The 23,242-nt window shown below is 58.9% G+C and carries 19 protein-coding genes; 14 read left to right on the forward strand and 5 right to left on the reverse strand.

Annotation, left to right across the window (positions count from 1 at the left end):
- Positions 1–25: 25 nt before the first annotated feature.
- The 3 genes from FFV09_RS20230 to FFV09_RS20240 all read left to right on the forward strand — a co-directional run bounded on the left by FFV09_RS20230 (position 26) and on the right by FFV09_RS20240 (position 2,195).
- Complete coding sequence (locus FFV09_RS20230) at positions 26–838, forward strand: acyl-[acyl-carrier-protein] thioesterase (RefSeq protein ID WP_141449514.1); 813 nt, start codon at positions 26–28, stop codon at positions 836–838.
- Entirely contained in the window at positions 835–1,737 is a 903-nt protein-coding gene (locus FFV09_RS20235) for an aldo/keto reductase (protein ID WP_141449515.1), read from the forward strand. Before FFV09_RS20230 ends, FFV09_RS20235 begins: the two co-directional genes overlap by 4 nt.
- A gap of 191 nt (positions 1,738–1,928) precedes the next feature.
- Entirely contained in the window at positions 1,929–2,195 is a 267-nt protein-coding gene (locus tag FFV09_RS20240; RefSeq protein WP_246098395.1) for a hypothetical protein, read from the forward strand.
- A gap of 326 nt (positions 2,196–2,521) precedes the next feature.
- Here the strand turns inward: FFV09_RS20240 and FFV09_RS20245 are convergent, their stop codons facing one another.
- Both FFV09_RS20245 and FFV09_RS20250 read right to left on the reverse strand, forming a co-directional pair.
- A complete protein-coding gene (locus FFV09_RS20245; RefSeq protein WP_141449516.1) occupies positions 2,522–3,868 on the reverse strand; it encodes a hemolysin family protein in 1,347 nt (448 codons plus the stop codon).
- A gap of 27 nt (positions 3,869–3,895) precedes the next feature.
- Positions 3,896–4,210 carry a hypothetical protein gene (locus FFV09_RS20250; RefSeq protein ID WP_141449517.1) on the reverse strand — a complete coding sequence of 105 codons (315 nt, stop codon included), beginning with the start codon at positions 4,208–4,210 and terminating at the stop codon, positions 3,896–3,898.
- Positions 4,211–4,522: 312 nt separating this feature from the next.
- Here FFV09_RS20250 and FFV09_RS20255 point away from each other — a divergent pair, with 312 nt between their 5' ends.
- From FFV09_RS20255 to pepF, 11 genes are all read left to right on the forward strand, one after another.
- Positions 4,523–5,437, forward strand: coding sequence for an NAD(P)/FAD-dependent oxidoreductase (locus FFV09_RS20255; protein WP_141449518.1), 915 nt, complete (start codon positions 4,523–4,525; stop codon positions 5,435–5,437).
- A 118-nt stretch (positions 5,438–5,555) separates the two neighbouring features.
- Positions 5,556–5,906, forward strand: coding sequence for a DUF3243 domain-containing protein (locus FFV09_RS20260; RefSeq protein ID WP_202111973.1), 351 nt, complete (start codon positions 5,556–5,558; stop codon positions 5,904–5,906).
- A gap of 232 nt (positions 5,907–6,138) precedes the next feature.
- Positions 6,139–7,839 (forward strand): molecular chaperone HscC, encoded by a 1,701-nt coding sequence (locus tag FFV09_RS20265; RefSeq protein WP_141449519.1) that lies wholly within the window; start codon positions 6,139–6,141, stop codon positions 7,837–7,839.
- A 1-nt stretch (position 7,840) separates the two neighbouring features.
- Positions 7,841–10,321: a tetratricopeptide repeat protein gene (locus FFV09_RS20270; RefSeq protein WP_141449520.1), complete on the forward strand. Its 2,481-nt coding sequence runs from the start codon at positions 7,841–7,843 to the stop codon at positions 10,319–10,321.
- 19 nt (positions 10,322–10,340) lie between these two features.
- The gene (locus FFV09_RS20275) at positions 10,341–11,051 is read left to right on the forward strand and encodes a DUF1266 domain-containing protein (RefSeq protein ID WP_141449521.1); all 711 of its coding nucleotides are present in this window, start codon (positions 10,341–10,343) and stop codon (positions 11,049–11,051) included.
- An 85-nt stretch (positions 11,052–11,136) separates the two neighbouring features.
- Positions 11,137–11,739: a nitroreductase family protein gene (locus tag FFV09_RS20280; RefSeq protein WP_141449522.1), complete on the forward strand. Its 603-nt coding sequence runs from the start codon at positions 11,137–11,139 to the stop codon at positions 11,737–11,739.
- Positions 11,740–12,047: 308 nt separating this feature from the next.
- On the forward strand, positions 12,048–12,614 hold the full coding sequence (locus FFV09_RS20285) for a hypothetical protein (RefSeq protein ID WP_141449523.1): 567 nt from the start codon (positions 12,048–12,050) through the stop codon (positions 12,612–12,614).
- A 174-nt stretch (positions 12,615–12,788) separates the two neighbouring features.
- Positions 12,789–12,947 carry a hypothetical protein gene (locus FFV09_RS23895; protein WP_170315092.1) on the forward strand — a complete coding sequence of 53 codons (159 nt, stop codon included), beginning with the start codon at positions 12,789–12,791 and terminating at the stop codon, positions 12,945–12,947.
- Positions 12,948–13,416: 469 nt separating this feature from the next.
- The gene (locus tag FFV09_RS20290) at positions 13,417–14,643 is read left to right on the forward strand and encodes an MFS transporter (protein WP_141449524.1); all 1,227 of its coding nucleotides are present in this window, start codon (positions 13,417–13,419) and stop codon (positions 14,641–14,643) included.
- A 182-nt stretch (positions 14,644–14,825) separates the two neighbouring features.
- A complete protein-coding gene (locus FFV09_RS24425; protein ID WP_141449525.1) occupies positions 14,826–16,739 on the forward strand; it encodes a cellulase family glycosylhydrolase in 1,914 nt (637 codons plus the stop codon).
- A 172-nt stretch (positions 16,740–16,911) separates the two neighbouring features.
- Positions 16,912–18,729: an oligoendopeptidase F gene (gene pepF, locus FFV09_RS20300; protein ID WP_141449526.1), complete on the forward strand. Its 1,818-nt coding sequence runs from the start codon at positions 16,912–16,914 to the stop codon at positions 18,727–18,729.
- A 223-nt stretch (positions 18,730–18,952) separates the two neighbouring features.
- Here pepF and FFV09_RS20305 read toward each other — a convergent pair whose 3' ends face one another.
- From FFV09_RS20305 to FFV09_RS20315, 3 genes are all read right to left on the reverse strand, one after another.
- Positions 18,953–19,579, reverse strand: a complete 627-nt coding sequence (locus FFV09_RS20305) for a nitroreductase family protein (RefSeq protein WP_141449527.1) — start codon at positions 19,577–19,579, stop codon at positions 18,953–18,955.
- Between the two features lie 604 nt (positions 19,580–20,183).
- Positions 20,184–20,774, reverse strand: coding sequence for a YjgB family protein (locus tag FFV09_RS20310; RefSeq protein WP_141449528.1), 591 nt, complete (start codon positions 20,772–20,774; stop codon positions 20,184–20,186).
- 145 nt (positions 20,775–20,919) lie between these two features.
- Entirely contained in the window at positions 20,920–23,226 is a 2,307-nt protein-coding gene (locus FFV09_RS20315; RefSeq protein WP_141449529.1) for a helix-turn-helix domain-containing protein, read from the reverse strand.
- Positions 23,227–23,242 lie beyond the last annotated feature (16 nt).

Here is a 23,242-nt window from a genome sequence, read left to right on the forward strand (position 1 = left end):
CCGGCCCGGAAAGGGGAAGACGATCATGCGCGACGTATGGACGGAACCGTTGGCGGCGTCGGTGACGGAATCGGATTTTGCCGGCAGAATCCGCCTGTCCGCTCTGCTCGGCGTTATGCAGAACGCGGCGGACCGGCATCTGGAAGACACCGGCGTGTCGGTTGGCCGCATGCTGGAGCACGGTATGGCCTGGATTCTTATGACGACGCGGCTCGACCTGCTCGCCGTGCCGAAGCTCGGAGACGTCTTGACGCTTGAGACGTGGAACTGCGGAGCGTCGGGCGTACTGTGGGTGCGGGATTACCGGCTGCTGAACGGAACCGGCGAAGAAATCGCCCGGGCTTCGACCGCCTGGACGCTGGTCGATCTCGCCAAACGGCGCATTTTGCGTCCTTCGGCGTATCCGTTCCCGCTTGAGGTCAGCAGCCGGCCTTCGCTTGCCGGCGCGCCGGGCAAGGTGAAGCTGCCCGGCAGCGAAGAAGCGTCCTGGAGCGAAGACGTGCCGTATACGGTGCCCTACAGCGCCGTGGACTGCTACGGGCATCTGAACAATGCCCGTTATGCCGATCTGTGCGCCGACCTGCTGACGCCGGATGAACTGCGCGAGCGCGATATTCGTTCGATTCATATCGCGTACAGCCGCGAAGCGGCGCTTGGCGACCGCCTGTCGCTGCGGCGGGCCGAGCGCGGAGACGAAGTGTTCGTCTCCGGCCGGTCGGCAGGCGGGCAGCGCACGTTCGACGCCATTCTCGGCCTGGCCGCAAGGTCTATGCCGGAACAGAGCCCGAGCCCGGGCAGCGAACTATCGAAGCAAGACGAGAGGAGCGAAGAACGATGAAGCGTAACACATTGGGCATGTCCGATCTGAGCGTCAGCGAGATCGGCTTCGGCTGCATGTCGATCGGCACGGAAGAGAACGCGGCTTCCCTGCTGCTGCACGAAGCGCTCGATCTCGGTATTAATCTGCTCGACACGGCGGATCTCTATGACTCCGGCCGTAACGAAGAACTCGTCGGCAAAGCGATCAAAGGCCGCCGCAGCGAAGTCGTGCTGGCGACCAAAGTCGGCAATCGCCGGGTACCCGGTCAGGAAGGTCTGGCCTGGGACGCTTCCAAAGCGTATATCCTGTCCGCCGTCAAAGACAGCCTGCGGCGGCTCGGTACCGATTATATCGACTTGTACCAGCTGCACGGCGGGACGCTCGACGATCCGATCGACGACACGATCGAAGCGTTCGAGCAGTTGAAGCGCGAAGGGGTCATCCGGTATTACGGCATTTCGTCGATCCGTCCGAACGTTATTCGCGAATACGTCTCGCGTTCGAACATCGTCAGCGTTATGAGCCAGTACAGCATCCTCGACCGGCGTCCGGAAGAAGACGTGCTGCCGCTGCTGCGCTCCAAAGGCATCAGCGTGCTGGCGCGCGGCCCGGTCGCAAGCGGCATGCTGGCCGACAGCGGCGACGGCAAGCTGTCCAAAGGCTATCTCGGCTACGGCGAAGAAGAACTGCGCCGTTTCCGCGCAGGGCTGCGCTCGGCGGTCGACCGGCCGCTGGCCGAGGCGGCGCTGCGCTATCCGCTGGCGGACGCGGCGGTCGGCTGCGTCATCGCCGGAGCGAGCACGCCGGAGCAGCTGCGCGCGAACGTCGCGGCGATCGCGCAGGCGCCGCTGAGCGCGCAGGAGCTGGCGGGCATTCGTTCGGCCGTGCCGGCGAACGTCTACGCGCAGCACCGCTAAGAGGCGGGTCGGTCTGGGACGCTTGGCGTCCGCCGGCTGCGCCGTCAAGTCCGAAAGAAAGCTCCGGTTCGCAGCGCGAACCGGGGCTTTTTCTGTCTTTTTACGGAACAGATTCGCCTTTTTTCGTTTTGAGAGCTTTCACTTGCGGGTAAAGGGGAGAAGAAGCCGATAACAGGAGGTGTCACCTAATCATGGACAAGAAGCAGCATGAGATCAAAGACAACGAAGAAGTGGAAGCGCAGCAGCAGAGTCAGCAGGATGACAACCGTCAAGGCAGCCACGATCATGCCGAGCAGTATCCGACGGGCAACGAAAGCCTGTTTGACATGCACGAGAGCGAGATGAACGTCGACTCGCTTCCGATGGAAGATATCGCCATGGAACAGCAGGAAGAGAAAAACAAAGACGCGACCAAGACCCGTTCTTCGAGCGACGATAAATATAAAAGCGGTTTCTAAACAACAGGAACGAGCGCGGCACGGCGAGCGGGTGCGTCGCATCCGGTCCCTGACTCTGCGCGGCGCATTTGAAGCCTGATCCTGTGCAAAAAGGTATGCGAAAAAGCCTTTCCGGCCTGCCGGAAAGGCTTTTTGTCGCGTTTGTCTTCAAGCGTTTGTCTTCAAGCGTTTGTCTTCAAGCGTTTGTCTTCAAGCGTTTGTCTTCAAGCGTTTGTTTTCAAGCGTTTGTTTTCAAGCGTTTGTTTTCAAGCGTTTGTTTTGGAACGTTTCTTGCGGTGCGTTTCTTTTGGAAAACGTCTTGCGAAGCAGCTCGCCCCGGCGAGGCGTTACACCTGTTCGTCCAGCGCGCTGCGTTCGATATTTTCGTCCGGCACGACGGGATGGCGCACGATATCCAGCTTGCGGTAGCGGCGCGGGCCGCGGCGCAGCACAGTGAATTCCAGATTCTCGTGCTGCCATTTCTGGCCGACCGTCAGATCCGGGCGCTGGCCGTACAGCCAGCCGCCGATCGTGTTCAGCTCCTCGTCGTCGAGATCGGTCATCAGAATCTCGTTGATGCGGTGAATGAACACTTTGCCGTCCACGATCAGATGATCGTCCGACGCCTGGACCAGTTCCGCTTCTTCGGCCGCGTCGAATTCGTCGCGAATATCGCCGACGATCTCTTCCAGAATATCTTCGATCGTCACCATGCCGGACGTCCCGCCGTATTCGTCGACGAGAATGGCCAGATGCGTGTTTTCTTTTTGCATCTTTTTGAGCAGGTCTTTGACCGCCATGCTTTCGGACACGGACATGACCGGCTGGACGAGCGACGACACGTCGATATTCGGATTTTCTTCAAGCGCGAGAAAATACTTTTTGGTGTTGATCATGCCGACGATATGGTCTTTGCTTGCATCGGCGACCGGAAAGCGCGTGTATTGTTCCTGCAAAATGATCCGGCGGTTCTCTTCGCGCGACTTGTCCAGATACAGGCAGGCCATATCGGTACGCGGCACCATAATCTCGGTCGCGAGCATTTCGTCGAAAGCGAAAATGCGGCTCACATACCCGTATTCGCTTTGGTTGATTTTGCCGCCTTCGTAGCTCTCGTTCAGAATCAGGCGCAGTTCTTCTTCAGAAAAAGCTTCGCCGTGCTCGCTGGCGGGCTGCATGCCGATCCAGCGGCCGATCTGGTTGGCGGAGCCGTTAAGCAGCCAGATGAACGGGTACATGATCTTGTAGAACATCAACAGCGAACCCGAGACGGCGAGCGTGACCGCTTCCGATTTTTGAATCGCGACCGTCTTCGGGAACAGTTCGCCGACGACGACATGCAAATACGTAATGATCGCAAAAGCGAGCACGTACGACGACAGCGAAGCGACCGCTTCCGGTATGGCCGGCACGGCTTCGAACACCGGATGCAGCAGCAGTTCCATCGTCGGTTCGCCGAGCGAGCCGAGTCCGAGGGCGGTAATCGTAATGCCGAGCTGGCAGGCGGACAGCGAGCCGTCGAGATTCGTAATGACCTTCTTGGCGTTGACCGCCCGTTTGTTGCCTTCCATGATCAACTGGTCGATGCGGCTGCTTCTGACCCGGATAATGGCAAATTCCGTAATGACAAAGTAAGCGGTGGCGGCGATCAGCAGCGCGACCATCAACAAATTAACGGCTATCGTGACTCCCATGATGAGTTGGGTCTCTCCCTTCGTAATTCAAGCGCTTTTTCGGAAAATGGGGTAAAAAAGCGCTTGGCCCACGTAATTCGAGAGAAACTTGAGCGGCCTCAGCAGCAGGCGCTTCAGTCGGAGCAGCACGCTCCAACCGACCAGCAGCGAAGCTGCGTGCAGCGGGAAGAAAGGGTCGTAAGGCGGCGACGGATCGTATTCCGCCGGCGTTCCGCCCGGCACCCAGAGCATGGAAGGCAGCCCGGAAGGCAGCGGTCCCACGCCGGTATCGGCACTATTGAGATTGTCCAGCGCTTCGTCGAGATCGATCGGATTTTCGTCTTTCAAAACGGAAGGGGACAAGCAGAACACCACGGTCAACAGTACAATAAAAAGAAATTTGCCCCCGCTGTTCACCCGGACGTGCGGGCGACGGGGCCATCGTATTCGGTTCGGTAAGGGAATCGGCTCCTTTCTGCGGTGAAATATCCGGAATTGCCGAGACCGGTTTCGACTTGCGCGAAAACCGGCATAACTAAACAAATTGTAGAGATCCCGATCCTCTCTGTCAAATACGCGTTTAAAAAAAGCCGATTGGTTTATATATTTTTGAAACCGGCTGTACAAAAGCAAGCGAGGTCCGAAAAAGGTCCGACAACAGAGAGGAGCCTGTTCATGCTGTACGATTGCATCATCATTGGAGGAGGAATAGCGGGCACCCAGGCCGCGATCCAGCTGGGCCGCTACAGTACGCACCGCATTCTCGTTATCGACGCCGGCCACGGCCGTTCGTCGATCTGCCATACGTACCACAACATCATCGGTTGGCCCGAAGGGGTGACCGGCGAACATCTGCGCAAAGTCGGCCAGGAGCAGGCCGAATCGCTCGGCGCGGAATATATTCAGGACACGGTCATGGAAGCGGCGCGGGACGGCGAACGTTTCGTCGTGACGACCGGCACCGGCAAACGGTTCTCCGCCCATACGATTCTGCTGGCGACAGGCATGCTGGACCGGTACCCGGACATCCCCGGCCTGCAGCACGCGCTCGGCTACAGCGTCTACATTTGCCCGGACTGCGACGGCTACGAGATCATCGACCGCAAAACGGTGCTGATCGGATCGGGCGAACACGCTTCCGGCATGGCCGTGCTGCTGGCCGAACGCACGCCCCATTTGACGTACGTCAATCACGATCGGGAGCCGATCGAAGATCGGCTGCTGAAGCATCTGCAAAAGATCGGCGTCGACTACGAAGAACAGCGGGTGACCGAAGTGCGGGCGGACGAGCATCGTGAGCTGCAAGCGATCGTCCTGGAAGACGGCCGCGTGCTCGAAGCGGAGCGGGGATTTATCGCGTTCAGCGGCAAGCATGTGCGCACGGAACTCGCCGAGCAGCTCGGCGTCACGCTTGAGAGCAACCGGCACGTCAAGACCGATCCGCGTACCAAAATGACGGACGTGGAAGGCGTCTGGGCCGCCGGCGATATCGGTCTGCACTCCGAACTTTCGACCATCGCGATGGGAGAAGGGACGCAGGCGGCTATCTGGATTCACAAGAAATTGCGCAAAATTCATAAAAGCGAATAAAGACGGGTTCATATTTCTTGAATGGGTTAATAATAATGCAGCAGGTGCAATAGGCTTTGAAGAAATTCATGATTCGCTTCAAGTATTCCAGACCCCACAACTGAGAGGAGCCAGAAAAATGAGTGAAATCGAAGATCAGAAGCACGCGGTAACGAAAGACGGAGAGGTACACACCGATAAGATCGAGCAAACGATCGACCGTATCGGAGATGACAAAAAAGACAAAATTTTACAAGATTTTGACGAGTTCAAGCAGTATCTGCACAAACGTATCAAGATCGGCGAAAGCATCGGTCTTGGCGAAGAACAGCTTGCCAAAGTCGCCGAGAAGGTAGCCGATTATCTGGCCGCCAACGAAGCGCCGCGCAACAGCGAAGAAAAGCTGCTTCAGGAACTGTGGAAAGTCGGCGACAAAGAAGAACGCCACAAGTTGGCCCACCTTCTCGTGCGTCTGGCCCAATCGTCCTGATCGCGTCTTAAATAGAAGCAACGCACAACCGCAACGGCGTTAACGCGACGTCTGCCGGTCGGTCAGAACAAAAATCGGATTTGTACCCGCACGCAGCTTAATTCTCGCACCAGAGCCGTCTACCGATTTTGGGGGAACCTTCCGGAAAGCTAAGGAGGTTCCCTTTTTGCGTCTAACATAGAAAAATGGGATACAATGGAGAAAATAAAAGCCGGAGAGCGAGGTGAACGTTTTGCCGATTATCGGAATTGATTTGGGAACGACCAACAGCTTGGCCTCTTTTCGAACGGAAGAAGGCAGCACGCTTATTCCGAATGCGCTGGGTAACGTGCTGACGCCGTCCGTCGTCGGCGTGGACGACAACGGACAGATTCTGGTCGGGGAAATCGCGAGGGAACGGCTCGTTACGCATCCGGAGCGAACCGCCGCGATTTTCAAGCGATACATAGGAACGGACCGGCGGTACAAACTGGGCGAGCACGAATTTTCGCCGGAAGACCTGTCGGCTTTTATTCTGCGTTCGCTGAAGCAGGACGCGGAAGCCTTTTTGGGCGAGCCGATCGAAGAAGCGGTGATCAGCGTGCCCGCTTATTTTAACGATATTCAGCGCCGGGCGACGAAGCGGGCGGGAGAACTTGCCGGACTGCGCGTCGAGCGGCTGATCAACGAGCCGACGGCGGCCGCCGTCGCTTACGGGCTGCATCTGGAGCAGGAAGAAAGCCAGTTTCTCGTCTTCGACCTCGGCGGAGGCACGTTCGACGTGTCGATCCTCGACATGTTCGAAGGCGTCATGGAAGTGAAATCGGTCGCCGGAGACGCTTTTCTCGGCGGCGAAGATTTTACGGATATGCTGATCGACCGTTTTCTCGAACATGTCCAACTGGACAAAGACCGTCTCGACAACCGCACGATGGCGGCGCTGCGCAAGCAGGCCGAGCAGGGCAAGCGCCTGCTGACGATGCAGCAGGACGCGAAGCTTGCGTGCACCGTCGACGGCGAAGCCTACGAATGGACGATCGACCGCAATTTGTTCGACCATCTGTCGAAGCCGCTGCTGAACCGCCTGCGCCATCCGGTGGAGCGGGCGCTCAAAGACGCTTCGCTCAGCCCGCGCGAACTGAACGAGATTGTGCTGGTCGGCGGAGCGACGCGCATGCCTTTGATATATTCGTTCGCCGCGCGCCTGTTCGGGCGCCTGCCGGCGGCCCGTATCCATCCCGACGAGACCGTCGCGATCGGCGCGGGCATCGTGGCCGCAATGAAAGAGCGCCGCGAAGAATTAAAAGAAGTCGTCTTGACCGACGTCTGCCCGTATACGCTCGGCACGATGGTCACGGTCAAAAACGGCGACGGCGGCTACGACAGCGGACATTTTTTCCCGATTATCGAACGCCATACGGTCATCCCGGCGAGCCGGGTCGAACGTTTCTATACGGTCACGGACGAGCAGAAGACGATCCGGATCGAAATTTTCCAGGGCGAGAACCGTCTGACCCGCAACAACATCAAGCTCGGCCAGCTGGAGATTCCCGTGCCGGGCGGCCGGGCGGGCGAGCAGGCCGTCGATATCCGCTTCACCTACGATATCAACGGCATTCTGGAAGTGGAAGTGACGACGCTGTCCACGAGCGAGACGCATCGGCTGCTTATTCGCGAAGACGCGAGCGGCATGTCGATGGAAGAAGTCGAGACGCGGTTCCTGCAGCTGGAAGCGATCAAGATCCATCCGCGCGACAAATCCGAGAACCGGCTGCTGCTGGCCCGGGGAGACCGGATCTACGAAGAAGCGCTCGGCAGCGTGCGTACGCGGATCGCCGGCGCGCTTCGGCGGTTCGAGACGGTGCTGACGCGGCAGGACGAACGGGAAATTCGCAAGGAAGCGGGCATGCTCAAAGAACTGCTGGAACTGGCGGAGAAGCAGCCGGAGGAATGATATGAACATTTGGGCGACGCTAGGCATCGAACCGACGACCGAAATCAAACGGATCAAACGGGCTTACGCCCGCAAATTGAAAGAATGCCATCCCGAAGAAAATCCGGACGGGTTCCAGCAGCTGCGCCAGTCTTACGAGGCCGCTCTGGAAGAAGCCAAGCTGCTGGCCGAACCCGATGCCAAGCCCGATCTAAGCGAACGCGAGCGGGAACGGCTGCGCAGCCCCGAACCGTCGGCGGCGCAGCCCGGACCGGAATCGCCGGTCACGCTGTTTATGCTGCGCTGCAAGAGTACGTACGCGGACATCGCCAAGCGGATCGAGCCGGACATCTGGCAGGAACTGCTCGACGACGAGCTGTTCTGGCCGATCGAGACGCGCGAACGGATCGGACAGGAACTGTTCGGCTTTTTGCTGGGTCATCCGTTCCTGCCCAAACAAGTGCTGCATCTGCTCGACGGGCATTTCGAATGGACGCTGAGCGAACGCCGGCTGCAGGATCAATACGGCCAGGCCGAAGTCTCGCTGCTGCTGGAACGGTTCAATACGTTCTGGGAACTGCGCTACGATCGTCTGGAGACCGACGAACCGTACGATTACGACGCTTTTCTGCGCTTTCGCGAACAGGCGCATTACGCGCTGGTGCTGAACGATCTGGAATTGGCGGAGAAAGCGCTCAAAGGCGCGGCCCAGCTGAACAACCGGGAGCCGGATTGCCTGCGCCTGATCGCGCTGTTCTACCTGCGGCAGGATCAGGCGGAATCGGCGCTGCAGGTGCTCGATCAATGGTTGAAGGAAGAACCGCACGAACCCGAAGTCCGGCTCATGCGCGGCGACGCGCGGCTGCGCCGGCAGGAATGGGCCGAAGCGCTGGCCGAATACGAAGCGCTGCTCGAACTGCTGCCCGGCAGCATCCATGCGCTGAGCGGAATCGCGGCCTGCCGCGAAGCGCTCGGACAGTCATGGGAAGCCAAAAAAGCATACGAAGAACTGTGTGCGCGCTATCCGGAAGACCTGGACGCCCAGATCCGGCTGCTGATGCTCAACGACAAGCTGGCCGGAGACATGAAGACGGAAGACGGAACCGAACTGCGCAGCCTGCATACGCTTGCCGAACTGTATCTCGATACCGGCAGAGAGCGGGAATGCGCCGAACTGCTGCTTGAGACGGAACGCGCCCAAGACCTCGGGGCGGACCTGAATTTTCTGCTCGGCAAAGCGCTAGGCAAGCTGGAGCGCTACCCCGAAAGCGAAGAACGATTGAACCGCGCCGTACAATCCACGGAAGACCAACCGCTCAAGCAGGCGGACATCCTCAAGCTGCGCGGACTGATCCGCATCGCGCTCGAACGGTTCGACGATGCCCGCTCGGACCTCAAGCGGGTACTGACGCTCAAGCCGTCCGATCCCGAAGCCCTGTACCGCTTCGGCGAGTCGCTGCGCATGCAGGGCCAGTACGAGGAAGCGCTGCAGCTGCTGAACCATGCGCTTGAGCTGTCCGCCCAGTGGTATTACCATTCTGCCCGCGGCGACTGCTTCTATTCGTTGAAACGATACCCGGAAGCGCTGCTCGACTATTTGCGGGTCATCCAGTACGACCGGACGCTGACCGAAGCCTGGTTCCGCGCCGGCTACTGTTTCCTGCGCATCGGCGACTACGCCCACGCGCTCGAATACCTCGGCGAAGCCAAAGGCCGCGGATTCCCCGAAGCGATCGATCTGCTGATCGCCGAAGTGCATTTCCGGGCGGGCGATTTCGACCGCGCCGCCTCGATCGTCGAACGTTATAACGACGAGCGGCCGAACGATTATTACGGCCGGGTGATCGAAGGCGACCTGTATCGGGCCGAAGGCAAAAACGAAGAAGCGTTGGAGCGGTATCTCGGAGCGGCCCGGATCGCGCCGGGCGAATATTTGCCGATCCGGCTCGTGTCGGAGATGCTGCTGCGCCTGGACCGGCCGGGCGATACGGAGAAAAGCCTGACGCTGCTGGCGGAGCATTATCCGAAGCGCGGCTGGGCGTACCTCCAGTTGATTCGCCTGCTGGCCTTGCAGGAACGGTGGGAAGAAGCGGAGTCGGCGATCGTCCGGTACACCGACCGCATCGACGCGAACGAGCAGGAACCGCTCGTTCTGCTGTACGGCGGGTATATCCTGTTCCGGCTTGCCGAGTACGAACAGGCGGCGGAATTTTTCGAAGCGGCCTGCAAAGTGGGGCTGCGGCGGGAAGCGGAAGAGTATCTGATTCGCTGCTGCTCGGCGCTCGGCCGTTATGAACAGGCGGAAGCGCTGATCGCCGAAGCGCTGGCCGCCGACCCCGACCGTCCGCAGCTTGCCGAGATCGGCCGGGTGCTGGAACGCCGCTCGGCGCGCAAATGGAAGCTGCTGCGCCGCCCGAGAGAGATCGAGCTGCCGGCTCCGGCGAAGCCTCCCGTGCTGCCCGAGACCTCGGGCGAACCGCTGCCGGACATTCACGGTTTTTGAAGAAAGGAAGTGGACAAGCATGGGAACGCTGCGCATACGGGAAAACGACGAACAGACCATGCGTGCGTTTGCGATGGGAGCCGTTCTGTTCCAGATGAACGGCCTGCTCGAACAGACCGGCTTCGCCTGGCCGGCAGCGCGCAAGGAAGAACTGCGCAAACTGCTGGCGCATACGTGGTCCGTCAGCGACGAAGAAACGCTGGAGCGGCATTTGAACTGGCTGTGGGAAGAAGGCGGGCAAGCGTCTTACTCCAAAACGGAATCTTTTCTGGGCGCGCTGTCGTTTCGCGATCGGGAGCATTACTTCGAGCGCCTGAACGGCAACGCCGCTCTCTATAACCACGCCCGCCTCGTGCAGATGTACGCCGGCAAACTTCCCCGCGCGGGCATCGCCGCCTGGGATCTGGGCCAATACGTCTTCATCTGCCGGACCGCCCATTCGGCCGGATGGCTCGAAGCGGAACGCGCGCTGGAGCTGGCCGCGGCGGCTTCGCGCCGCGCGCAGGCGCTGTACGGCGATTGGACGCAATACGCGATCGCGTATTTGGCCGGCCGTCAGATCTGGACCAACCAGCCGTCGGCGGAAGCGGCCAAGCCGTATATCGACTGCGTGTCGAAACTGCTGACGAATTCGCGCAGCCTGTGGCGGCGTCTGCCGTGGGATCTGCCGCTCGGCGAGCAAGCCGACGTGATGCGCAATCCGCTCGGCGCCGCCGGCGTCTTGGAGTAAAACTTGACGCCCTACTCGAACTATTATATATTATATTACGAAAAGTTATTAAATATTTCGTGATTCGACGAGGAGGAGCTTTAACTTGGCAAAAGAATTTTTCGAGGCTTTGGAATCCAGACGCTCCATCTACGCGATTGGCAAAGACGTCACCGTCAGCGACCAGAAGATTCAGGAAATCGTGGAGGAAGCGGTGAAATATACGCCGACTTCGTTCAATTCCCAAACTTCCCGCGCGGTCGTCCTGTTCGGCGAACAGCATGACCGACTGTGGGACATCACGCTCGGCGAATTGAAAAAGGTAGCCGTATCCGACGAAGCTTTTGCGGGCACGACCGACAAAATCAATTCGTTCAAAAACGGCTACGGCACGATCTTGTTCTTCGAAGATCAGGACATCGTGAAGAACCTGCAGAACCAGTTCGCGCTGTACGCGGACAACTTCCCGATCTGGTCCGACCAGTCTTCGGGCATGCTGCAGCTCGTGATCTGGACGGCGCTGAGCAACGAAGGCATCGGCGCGACGCTTCAGCATTACAACCCGCTGATCGACGCCGGTGTTCAGGAAGCCTGGAACCTGCCTGCGAGCTGGCTGCTGCGGGCGCAAATGCCTTTCGGCAATCCGCTGGCTCCGGCCGGGGAGAAGACATTCCAGCCGGTCGAAGAGCGCGTGAAAGTGTTCAAATAAACCGACAGACAGGCGGGGCGATCGCCCTGTGCCTGCCCGAAGCGAAACGGCTCTGCCGTTTCGCTTTTTTTTGCGTCCGAAATTCGTTGGGCAGCCGCAAAAACGAACGTTTTTCCCTGCATCCCCTTTCAAAGAAGTCGATTTTGTAAGAACTTCTTTATCGAATCGACACTCTTTCTTTATCACCAGGTCCTATAATGAACATATAAAGTAAATTTCCGAAAAAAGTTTGTGCAAGCTAGCTTTGGGGTAATTAGACTTACCGACAAGTTGCACAACAAGGGACCTCTGAAAGGGGAGAACAACTAATGAAAAAAACAACACTCGGCATGATCGGTACAGGTATCTTGGCCTTTATGATCGGATTCGGATACTTCCCGACTTCCAATGTCATTACTCCCGCTTCCGCCGCTCCGGCGCAGCAAACGACTAATACCAGCGACGAAACTTCGAAGGAACAAACATATACGATTTTTATCAACTCGGTTGAGAAAGACGCAAACGGCGTCACTCAGCTCGAGACCGACCGTATCGGCTGGTACACCGGCGAAGCGGCGGACAAGCTGTTCTTGCAGGAAAACCCGGATGCCGCCGAAGAAATCGGAGGCGCACCGGACGGTTACTACATCGCCAACAACGATCTGACCGAAGAGAAACTGCCGGTTGCCGCGGACGCCGAAGTGCTGATGCAGATCTACGATCACACCGGCAACTACGAAGACGTAGAGATCAACTGGAACGAATCGATCGGTCTGGACAAGTTCGATTCCCAGTACAACAACCCGCTCGGACTGCTTGACCTCAGCGGTTTCCCTTACCACGTTACCGTCAAAGACGGCGTTATCGTGAAGATCGTGCAGCAGTACATTCCTTAAATCGAACACAGCATGCACTCCCGACTCCGGACAGGCTCACGCCTGCCGGAGTTTTTTGCTGTTTTCCGAAGAAAACGCTCCCAAAAAGAAAAAATTTGATTTACTTCTTATGCAAATGCTTATATATTCAAAACAATAAGTATTTAGACCTTTATCAGGCTGGAGGATGGGACGATGTCATCAAAAATGAAAATCGCAGGCTGCGCGGCATTGATCGTGTTGTTCGAAGCGGCAGGAGTCCGTTCGTTCTTGTACCCGGATTACGTTCAGGGCATTTTATATGCCGGAGCGGGGATCTTGCTGGCGTCTTCGGTCGTACGCCGCAAAGTGTAGCCGACCGGCGGTTTGACCCGTTCCGGGCAGTAGGCAGGGCATACATGCAGAAAAGAGCGCTGCTACGAACCCCACGGGGTCGGAGCGCGCTTTTTTGTGTGTTTTGCGGTGTCTGAAGAAGGGGGAACGTCAGTGTCCTCACCGGGAAAAAGAGCGGATTCACGACGCTTGAGAACTTGCGGCAGGTTTGACGTAATTTTTCTTTACATGCAGCTTCGGACAGGATAGACTATGAGGCAGACTCGAAAGAGATCCCGGCGCGCGCGGCGGGGAGAATGGAAGGACCGTTTTGCTGTTTTTTGAGCCGATTTTCACAAACTTCTGCGCTACGGGAGTTGGAACAGCGGCTTGACCATGCGGCAGGCGGTACCCGCGATTCTCTTCGTCGCTAGTTCTGCGGCCGGCGCGTTCCTTCGGAACGACGCTGCTGCTGGGCCGCGCCCAACAAGAGGAAATGGGGAGAAAAAGAATGGGAAATGTTAAAACACTCAGCAAGCCGAAACGGAGAAGTCTGCTCGTAAGCGTGGGGATGAGCTGGTTGTTCGATGCGATGGACGTGGCGTTGATCTCGTTCGTCGCCGCGGCGCTTGCGCTCGAATGGTCGCTCGGCCCGCAGCAGTTGGGCGTGCTGACCGCGATCAACTCGGTCGGGATGGCGATAGGCGCCGCCTGTGCCGGCATTCTCGCGGACCGTTTCGGAAGAAAGTCGGTCCTGCTCTGGACGCTGTTGATTTTCTCGCTGGCGAGCGGATTGTCCGCCGTCGCGACCGGCTTCGTCATGCTGTGTATTCTGCGGTTTATTTCCGGGTTCGGCCTGGGCGGGGAACTGCCGGTCGCCTCGACGCTCGTATCGGAATCGGTCCCGGCGAACGAACGCGGACGGACCGTCGTCCTGCTGGAAAGTTTCTGGGCAGGAGGCTGGATTCTCGCCGCGCTGATCGCCTACTTCATCATTCCGAACTTTGAATCCGGATGGCGTATCGCTTTCGCGCTTGGCGCGCTGCCGGCTCTGTATGCGCTCTACCTGCGCCGCAAAATCGACGATTCGCCAAGATTTCTCGCGCAAAAAAACAAGGTCGAGAAAATCAGCCTCAAACAGCGCTTCGCTCAGGTATGGGCGCCGGGATATCGCAAAACGTCGCTCATGCTCTGGATTCTCTGGTTCACGGTCGTCTTTTCCTACTACGGTATGTTTTTGTGGCTGCCGCAGGTCATGGTATACAAAGACTACAGCCTGACCAAAAGTTTCGAGTACGTGCTGATCATGACGCTCGCGCAGCTGCCGGGCTACTTCACCGCCGCTTACTTCATCGAGAAGTTCGGCCGCAAATTCGTGCTGGTCGTCTATCTCGTGCTGACGGCGGCGAGCGCAATCTGGTTCGGCATGGCCGACACGACCGCGACGCTGCTGGCGGCGGGCATCTGCCTTTCCTTTTTCAACCTCGGCGCGTGGGGCGGCCTGTACGCGTACACGCCCGAACATTATCCGACGAGCATTCGCACGACGGGGGCGGGACTTGCCGCTTCGTTCGGCCGGATCGGCGGCATTATCGCTCCGTTCCTCGTCGGCTGGCTGATCTCGCAGGGCGTCGAGATCTCCGTGATCTTCGGCATGTTCTGCGGCATGATCCTGATCGGTGCGGCCGCCGTAGCTTTTCTGGGCAAAGAAACCAAAGGCACGGAATTGGCGGAATAAGGCACGCTTACGGGCTCGGCTTCCTTACGGAAACCGGGCCTTTTTGCTGTCTTTTTTTCGTTTTGCGTTCTTTTGCCTCAAGTATCTTTTCCATTTATAGGGTAATTTAAAAGAGAAGGCCAACCAGCCCTACAAAATTTCGGCAAATCACTACATCCAAGAACCGCAATGGAGGGAAAAAGATGCCAAATCGCTCATTTCGAAAAGGCCTGTGCCTGATGCTCGCCTGTCTGCTGGTCGCGGCGATCGCCGCCTGCGCCGGTGCGGGAGCTCCGGTCTCCGCCAAGGAATCGCAAAATCGGCCGCAAAAGCCCAAAGCGGAAACTTCCAACTCTCGCAAGCCCGCGTCCGTCGGCAAAACCGTGTCGGCTGCGGCGGCTTCTTTTGTCGGCACCCATGGCCAACTCGCGGTGCGCAGCGGCAAATTGACCGACGCCGCCGGCAAGCCCGTGCAGTTGAAAGGCATGAGTTCGCACGGTATTCAGTGGTACGGCGATTACGTGAACGAATCCAGCATGAAATGGCTGCGCGACGACTGGGGATTGAACGTGTTCCGCGTCGCCATGTATACGGACTCGGGCGGGTACATCTCGAATCCGGCACTGAAAAACAAAGTCAAAGAAGCGGTCGATGCCGCGGTCAAACTCGGCGTGTACGTGATTATCGACTGGCATATTTTGGCCGACGGGGATCCGAACCGATACAAGACGCAGTCCAAAGCTTTTTTCAAAGAAATGGCGCAGACGTACGGCGACACGCCGAACGTGATCTACGAGATCGCGAACGAACCGAACGGGAACGTCAACTGGAAGACCCATATCAAACCTTACGCTGAAGAAGTGATCCGGGTCATCCGGGCGGAAGACCCGGACAATCCGATCATCGTCGGGACCGGTACGTGGAGTCAGGATATTCAGGACGCGGCGGCTTCGCCGCTTGCCGACGCCAACGTGCTGTACGCGGTGCATTTCTACGCGGGTACGCACGGAGCGTGGCTGCGCGACCGGATCGACGCGGCCATGAATAAGGGCCTGGCCGTGTTCGTCAGCGAATGGGGGACGAGCGACGCTTCGGGCGGCGGCGGACCTTACCTGACGGCGGCCAAAGAATGGACCGATTTCATGGCGGATCGGGGCATCGGCTGGGCCAACTGGTCGCTCGCGGACAAGCAGGAAGCTTCGGCCGCTCTCGCTCCGGGAGCGGGCGTTACCGGAGGCTGGACACAGGCGCAGCTCAGCGCATCCGGCAAATTCGTCCGCGAAGAGATGCGCCGGGGAGCGTCCGTCGGTATGGGCGGTACGGCGCCGGCCGTTCAAGTGCCGGGGCCGGTTACCGGACTGCGGGCTGCGGCCGGCAGCAACCGGGTGTCGTTGACGTGGACAGCCGTATCGGGCGCGGACACGTACCTCGTCAAGCGGGCCGAAGGCGGCGGCAGTTACGCGATCTTGCAAAAAGGGATCGCCGGCACGTCGTATGCCGATCCGACCGCCGTCAACGGCAAAACGTACCGCTACAAAGTCGGCGCGGTCAACGCAAAAGGCGCGGGAGCCGATTCGGCGGAAGTATCCGCGAAGCCGGCCGCATCGGGCGGCAGTCCGTCCGTGCCGACGCCGGTTACGCCGACGCCGCCTGCGGGCGGCGGTACGAAATCTCTGGTGCTGCTGCAGCGCAGCCTGGACGATAACCCGTCGGACAACGCGCTGCGTCCCGTATTCAATATCCGCAACGCCGGCTCGGCGGCCGTGCCGCTAAAAAATGTCAAAGTTCGTTACTATTATACGAACGAAGGCACAGGCGCGCAGCAGTATTTCTGCGACTGGGCGCAGCTAGGCGCTTCGAACGTCAAAGCCGTCTTCGGCAAAACGCCGGGTGCTCCGGCGGGTGCGACCGATTACGTGGAACTTGGTTTTGCGTCCGGCACCCTTGCGGCCAAAAGCGAGACGGGCGAAATTCAGTCGCGTATTCATCGAAGCGACTGGGGCGCCTATAACGAAAAGAACGATTATTCGTACAAAGCGGGATCTGCCGGGTTCGGGGAGTGGGACCGGACGGTCGTGTACGTGAACGGCGAAGCGGTCTACGGCATCGAGCCGTAAAGCGCGGGGATTCAAAACTGACCGGACGTGGCATTTTGCAACGATCGGGAGTCCGCGTTAGAATAAACAGGCGGACTCCCGAACGGGAGCGATACCGGATTGGCGCGAGCGTCGGCGGAGTATGGTTATCCGCCGGCGCTCGTGCCTTATTTTATGCAGAGGAGTGAGCGTCATGAGTCATCAAGTATGGATGCGTTCGGAGGTTCCGGAGGAATCGACGTGGAATTTGGAGCATTTGTTTCTGAGCGAGGACGATTGGAACGAGGAACTTGAGCGGACCGCGCGGAGCGCGGAAGACGTCACCCGGTTCCGCGGACGCCTCGGCGAAGGCGCCGCGGTGCTGCTGGAGTGTCTGACGGCGCACGAGGCCGTTATGGAAAGAGCCCACAAAGTCGGGGCTTACGCGCATCTGCGCCAGACCGAAGACGGCACCGACGCGGACAATCAGGCCCGCTCGGCCAAGTCCGGCGATACGCTGACGAAGCTGTCGTCCGAATTCACGTTTATCGATTCCGAGCTGCTGGCGCTCGAAGACGGCACGATCGAGCGCTATTTGGCGGAAGAACCCGGACTTGCCGATTTCGAACGCCGGCTGAAGCTGCTGCTGGCGCAAAAGCCGCACCGTCTGTCGCCCGAGACGGAGAAAGTGCTGGCTTCGCTGTCCGAAGTGCACGGCGCGCCGTACCGGACTTACCTGCGCGGCAAGCTTGCCGATATGACGTTCGCGGGCGTCGAGGTGGACGGCACCCGGTATCCGGTGTCTTTTGCCTCGTACGAAACCGATTACGAAATGCACCCGAATACGGAGCTGCGCCGCAGTTCGTTCGCTTCGTTCAGCCGCGGGCTGCACGCGTACCGCAATACGTTCGCGGAAGCGTACGCCGCCGAAGTGAAGCGTCAGGTCGTCATGTCCCGTCTGCGGAACTACGACTCGGTCACGCAGATGCTGCTTGAACCGCAGCAGGTCACGGAAGAGATGTACGAAGCGATTCTCGATACGATCCAGACGGAGCTTGCGCCGCATATGCGCAAATACGCCGAGCTCAAGAAAAAGGTGCTCGGGCTGGACACGATGTATTATTGCGACCTCAAAGCGCCGCTCGACCCGGACTACAGTCCGTCGATCACGTACGAAGAAGCGTGCAAAACGGTACAGGACGCGCTGGGCGTACTCGGCGACGAATACGGCGAGATCGTCGAAGCGGCGTTCACGCAGCGCTGGGTCGATCATGCGTCGAACGTCGGCAAATCGACCGGAGCGTTCTGTGCGTCGATCTACGGCTCGCATTCCTACATTCTGATGTCGTGGGCCGACAATATGCGCGGCGCGTTCACGCTGGCGCACGAAGTCGGCCATGCCGGCCATCTCATGCTGGGCGCCCGCTACCAGCGGATGGTCAACTCGCGTCCGTCGCTCTATTTCATCGAAGCGCCGTCGACGATGAACGAGCTGCTGCTCGCGGAGCATCTGCGCGCGCAGTCGGAAGACAAGCGGCTGCGCCGCTGGGTCATCATGCAGCTGCTCAATACGTATTACCATAACTTCGTCACCCATCTGCTGGAAGGCGAGCTCCAGCGCCGGGTGTATGCCCGTGCCATGAACGACCAGGCGATCACGGCCAAAGTGCTGAGCGAGCTCAAAGGCGACGTGCTGTCTTCGTTCTGGGGAGAAACGCTGGAGTTGACCGAAGACGCGAAGCTGACGTGGATGAGACAGCCCCATTACTATATGGGCCTGTATCCGTACACGTATTCGGCGGGGCTGACGCTGTCCACGGCGATGATGCAGATCATCCGCGAAGAAGGACAGCCGGCGGTCGACCGCTGGCTGGACACGCTCAAAGCCGGCGGTTCGAAAACGCCGCTTGAGCTGGCCCGGATGGCGGGCGTCGACATGTCCGATAGCCGCACGATCCGCAGCGCGGTCGACTACGTCGGCTCGCTCGTGAGCGAATTGTGCGAACTGTTCGACGAAGAATCGGACCTGTAAGCCTGCGCGGCGAGCACGCCGGGCAGCGGCGTTGAAATAGCGGCGATTGCGGCGTGCGAATAGCGCCGGCATATGAGCAGCGGCGTTGAAATAGCGGCGATTGCAACGTCCGAATAGCAGAACCCAAAAAAGACCGTTCCGCGGGAATCTTCGATTCCTGGCGGGACGGTCTTTTGGCTCTTGCGGATTCCGCGGCGATCGGATCAGAAGCGGTCAGAACCGGTCAGAACCGGTCGAAAGTCACGAACTCCGATACCGGCTTGCGGTAGCCGCGCGGGCGGCGTTTCGAAGTGTCTTCCTGGCCGATCGCGATTAGCATGACGGGCGTCAGATTGTCCGGAGCGCCGACGGCTTCGCGTACGGCATCGGGATCGAAGCCGATCATCGGGCACGTGTCCCAGCCTTTGTCTTTGGCGATCAGCATGAACATCATGGCGGACAAGCTGGCGTTGCGGATCGCTTCGTCGCGTTGGAAAGTCTCGCCGCGCCGTTCGTAGAACTCGGTCACGTCGCGGACGGTCGTGTCGAACTCGGAACGATCGATGATGCCGAGCGCCAGAAAGCCTTCATTCATATCGGCGACATGGGTATGCGCCTGCGTGTCGCCGAATACGGCGATGACGGCCGAGGCGAGCTTGATTTTGTATTGGCCGCCGGAAGCCTGATATATGTTTTCCACAGTCGCTTCGTCGGTCACGGCGGCGTACCGGGTATGCTGAAGGTTAAAAGCCGAAGGCGCGAGCTTGACTCCTTCGAAGATCTCGGAAAGTTCCTGGCGGGAAATCGGCGTATCGGGCATAAATTTGATGGCGGAATGGCGATTTCGGATAAGGGTGGTCAGATCCTGCATGATAGGCACCTGCGTTTCTGCGAATTTGGCTGCCGATGGCAAAGATGGAAAAGTAGTCGGCTGCTTGTGTGTTTATAATAATAGCTATGTAAAAGTAAGTCAACTCTCTTTTATAGGCTGCTGCGGTCTTAACGCATACTGCTTCGCCGGAGCGCGGGACAAGTCTAACGAATCCGGGTCACGCTATTTGTCGGCCAAGTCCGCTTTTCGCTTTGTTAACGAATCGTCATCACGCTATAAGCTCCGAATCGGCTCAAATACGCCAAATTGCGGCCGACAAGGACAGGACGATTCGTTGGATGTGAAAAAAGGCGGAATACCGGCAAATAGCGGGATAAGGATTCGTTACCGGACGGGCATGACAGGAAGGGCAGGAAGGGCAGACGTGAGGGGGAGGAAGGGCGGGCACCATAAGCAAAGCGAGCGCAGCAGGTACGCCTGCTACGGCCGGCGAACCAAAAGACGCACCTTCCAAGCTGCGCCCGGACTGCCGCATAGGCAGCCCTGCACACAAAAAAGCCGCCCTCAAAAGGGCGGCCTTTTCACGCGTCTAGCGGGATCGGCTACAAGCCGAACGTTCCCGATTCGCCGGAATTCCCGTCGATCAACCTTTGAGCAGGTTAATATGCGACAGCTCCAGCGAATTGTTGAAAATGAATTCGATCTTGTACTCGCCGCGTTTGTACGTCAGCTTGGTCTGGATCGAAGTGCCGTTTTTGATCGTGGCGGTCGAAGCCGGCGCGTACCACGTTTTTTTGACCATGGCCGTCGTCATGCCGCCGATATTCGTCTGGCGTTCGACGTTGGTGCCGAAATACCGGATTTCTTTGAGTACGCCGGACGCCGTGTAGGACATGGCGTAGCCCGGATTGCCCATATTGGCGGTGTAGCTGTCGAAGCCGGCGACGGAAGTACGGGTCACGTCGGGCGAACCGAAAGCGTCGATGACTTCGCTGCGCGTCGTTTTGCCGACGGTGAAGCCGGATGCGCTGCCCGGGAATTCGCCCCGGAGCGCCGGCTTGTAGAACGAAGCCAGCTTCTGCAGCGCCATCGCGCTGTCCGAAGCGGTCGGTGCCTGCTCGGCCGAGGCGGCAGGCAGTGGAAGCTGCGCGGCGGCTCCCGCGGAGCCGATCGCGACAACGCTTGCGGCGGATAACGCGATCAGCGTCTTGCGTGCTCGGGTAGTGATGTTCATCGAAATCTCCTCCTTGCGGAACCTTGAAACGTTCCAGCGCTTCGAACCGCGTTGGAGCGGCCAGGATGATCGTCTTCTTCACCCATTTTACCCGATTCGAAGGGGAGGAAACAAGCGAAGCCCCGAAGAGGCGGCTTCTTCCGGCCTACGCTTTTTCTTTCAGGCTGCCGTCCGCGTCGGAGAACAGCTTGCGGTATTGACCCGGCGTGTGTCCGGTTTCTTTTTTGAATTTGCGAATAAAATTGGGCGCGTCCTGGTAGCCGATCCGCTGGATGATTTCTTTGAGCGGCTCGTCGGTCGTCGTCAGTTCGACGATCGCGGCAGCCATGCGCTTTTGCCAAATGTATTGGACGAAGTTGGTGCCGACTTTGTCTTTGAACGAACGGCTGAAGTACGACATGGAGATCGAGTAATTGTGCGAGATCGTCTCCAGGCTCAGCGAATGGTCGGCGTAATGCTCGTCGATGTAAGCAACGATCGTATCCATCAGCGTATGGGTCTCGCATTCTTCTTTTTCTTCGACCTGCTCGCACAGCTTGTCCACGAGCTTCAGGAAGCCTTGTTCCAGCTCGTCCGGCGAAGAGAACGCTTCGATTGCCGGAATGCTGCCGGACAAGTTGTCCACGCCGACTTCGTCGGCGGTCTTGAGAATGGTATTGAGGATATCGAAGCCGATGCAGCGCATGTATTTGGCGGACAATCCCGGCGCGCGCAGCGTCTGGGCCGCTTCGGCGACCGAACGGGCGGCGACGTCGGCGCTGCCCTGCTTGAGGCTCTGCGCCAGTTTGAGCAGAACCGTTTTCGGTACCCAGGACGCTTCGCCGCTCTCCGCGGTCAGATCGCTGAAGTAAGCCAGGCTGCCTTCGGCGGTGCGGGTGCGCGATTCGAACGCGGAACACGCTTCGATAAACGATTGGCTGAGCCGTTCCGGGCCGTCCGCGCAGGTACCGATGCCGATCGACGGATTGAGGCGGCCGATCCCTTGCAGATGATCGTAGACGGCGCTTGCGATCCGGCCGATCTGCGAAGTCTCGTCCGCGTCTTCGATAAGGTCGAAGCCGACGATCAGCGCAATCTGATCCGGCTTCGGCAGTTCGACGCCGTAGAGGCGCGCTCCGAGTTCCGGGTATTCGGCTTCCGACAGCAGGGTGAGCATCAGCTGCCAGTCGCGCGCTTCTTCGGCTGTGCCGCCGGTATGTTCGCGGCCGATCAGCATGGCGAAATAGCGCGAGCGGTCGAATTGGAGGCCAAACGATTCCGGCAGCCCGAGCGAAGGAACCGAATCGTCTCCGTGGCGCAGCAGCATGAGCAGGAAATGGTTGCGCGCATACGGCTCCTGCAGGTCGGCGCGCGCGCTGTAAGCCTGAAGCGCCGAGCGGATGCGTTCCAGCTCGCCCATCGGCGTATCGGGCGCCGGATCGGCCGCGGGACCCCGCGAGACCGGCTTCGATTCGGCGAATTCGGACAGTTGGAAAATCGGGCTGTACTGCCGGCGCGCGAGCAGCAGCGCGCCGATGCCCCCGAAAACGACGACGATCGAGAACAGGGCCACGATAAACGCCCGGATATGCAGCACGCTGCTGAAGAACTGCGCGCTCGGCATCAGCGTGACGTATTCCCAGCCGTTCAATTCGGACTTGACGGAGACGACCGAATGCGGAACGCCGCCGATCTTCACGCTGTGCGTGCCGGTGGACAGCGAGACGAGCGATTGCAGCGACTGATCGCCGAGCGCTTCATCCTGATTGCTTTTGACCGCGAGAACCCGGCCTTCGGCATCGAAAATGTAAGACGAGCCTTCGTAACCGCCGAGAATCGAATCGATCAGGCCGGTGAGACTGGATTCTTTGACAAAATACATTAACGTTCCGTGCGGATTCGGGCTGTTCGGCACCATCGGCACGAGGTAGACGAGCGTGGACTGCGCATAGCCGGAAGCGCGCTCGACGCGGTCCGCCGGACGCATCGTCGTATAGCGGACTTCGTTGAGATCGCGCTCGACCGCGTCGGCTGTCCAGTTCTTGAACCGGTATTTGTCCGCGAACACGTCCAGATCGTACATGCCGACGCTGGAATAGATACGCGGATCGCCGCGGAAATACAGAAACATCTCGTCCACGATCGGGCTGGCCGCTTTGTAATTGCCCAGCGCGTCGATCGCTTCAAGGCTGTAATAGGCGTCATGGACCCGGTAGCGGCTGAGACTCGGATCGTACGCCGCGCGCGAAGCGATATCGTTCAACTGCTGCAGATGCGTGTCGACGATCGTCTCGGCCTGCGTCAGTTGATTGAGATGGGATTGCTCGATCTGCGCGCGAAGATTGGACGCCGTATTATGGTACAGAACGAAGGTCAGGCAGACGAGCGGAATCAGCAGAACGAACAGATAGGAAGAGATGTATTTCAGAAAAAGTCTGGATTTGAAATAGCTCGGTTTGACTGAGACTTTCATTCCGGTAGGCTCCTTT

Source organism: Saccharibacillus brassicae, from assembly GCF_006542275.1.
GTDB lineage: Bacteria > Bacillota > Bacilli > Paenibacillales > Paenibacillaceae > Saccharibacillus > Saccharibacillus brassicae.

Bases quoted from the DNA above. Each gene is read 5' to 3' on its own strand.
- FFV09_RS20230 (WP_141449514.1), top strand. From the start codon at position 26: ATGCGCGACGTATGGACGGAACCGTTGGCGGCGTCGGTGACGGAATCG.
- FFV09_RS20235 (WP_141449515.1), top strand. From the start codon at position 835: ATGAAGCGTAACACATTGGGCATGTCCGATCTGAGCGTCAGCGAGATC.
- FFV09_RS20240 (WP_246098395.1), top strand. From the start codon at position 1,929: ATGGACAAGAAGCAGCATGAGATCAAAGACAACGAAGAAGTGGAAGCG.
- FFV09_RS20245 (WP_141449516.1), bottom strand. From the start codon at position 3,868: ATGGGAGTCACGATAGCCGTTAATTTGTTGATGGTCGCGCTGCTGATC.
- FFV09_RS20255 (WP_141449518.1), top strand. From the start codon at position 4,523: ATGCTGTACGATTGCATCATCATTGGAGGAGGAATAGCGGGCACCCAG.
- FFV09_RS20260 (WP_202111973.1), top strand. From the start codon at position 5,556: ATGAGTGAAATCGAAGATCAGAAGCACGCGGTAACGAAAGACGGAGAG.
- FFV09_RS20270 (WP_141449520.1), top strand. From the start codon at position 7,841: ATGAACATTTGGGCGACGCTAGGCATCGAACCGACGACCGAAATCAAA.
- FFV09_RS20275 (WP_141449521.1), top strand. From the start codon at position 10,341: ATGGGAACGCTGCGCATACGGGAAAACGACGAACAGACCATGCGTGCG.
- FFV09_RS20285 (WP_141449523.1), top strand. From the start codon at position 12,048: ATGAAAAAAACAACACTCGGCATGATCGGTACAGGTATCTTGGCCTTT.
- FFV09_RS23895 (WP_170315092.1), top strand. From the start codon at position 12,789: ATGTCATCAAAAATGAAAATCGCAGGCTGCGCGGCATTGATCGTGTTG.
- FFV09_RS20290 (WP_141449524.1), top strand. From the start codon at position 13,417: ATGGGAAATGTTAAAACACTCAGCAAGCCGAAACGGAGAAGTCTGCTC.
- FFV09_RS24425 (WP_141449525.1), top strand. From the start codon at position 14,826: ATGCCAAATCGCTCATTTCGAAAAGGCCTGTGCCTGATGCTCGCCTGT.
- pepF (WP_141449526.1), top strand. From the start codon at position 16,912: ATGAGTCATCAAGTATGGATGCGTTCGGAGGTTCCGGAGGAATCGACG.
- FFV09_RS20305 (WP_141449527.1), bottom strand. From the start codon at position 19,579: ATGCAGGATCTGACCACCCTTATCCGAAATCGCCATTCCGCCATCAAA.
- FFV09_RS20310 (WP_141449528.1), bottom strand. From the start codon at position 20,774: ATGAACATCACTACCCGAGCACGCAAGACGCTGATCGCGTTATCCGCC.
- FFV09_RS20315 (WP_141449529.1), bottom strand. From the start codon at position 23,226: ATGAAAGTCTCAGTCAAACCGAGCTATTTCAAATCCAGACTTTTTCTG.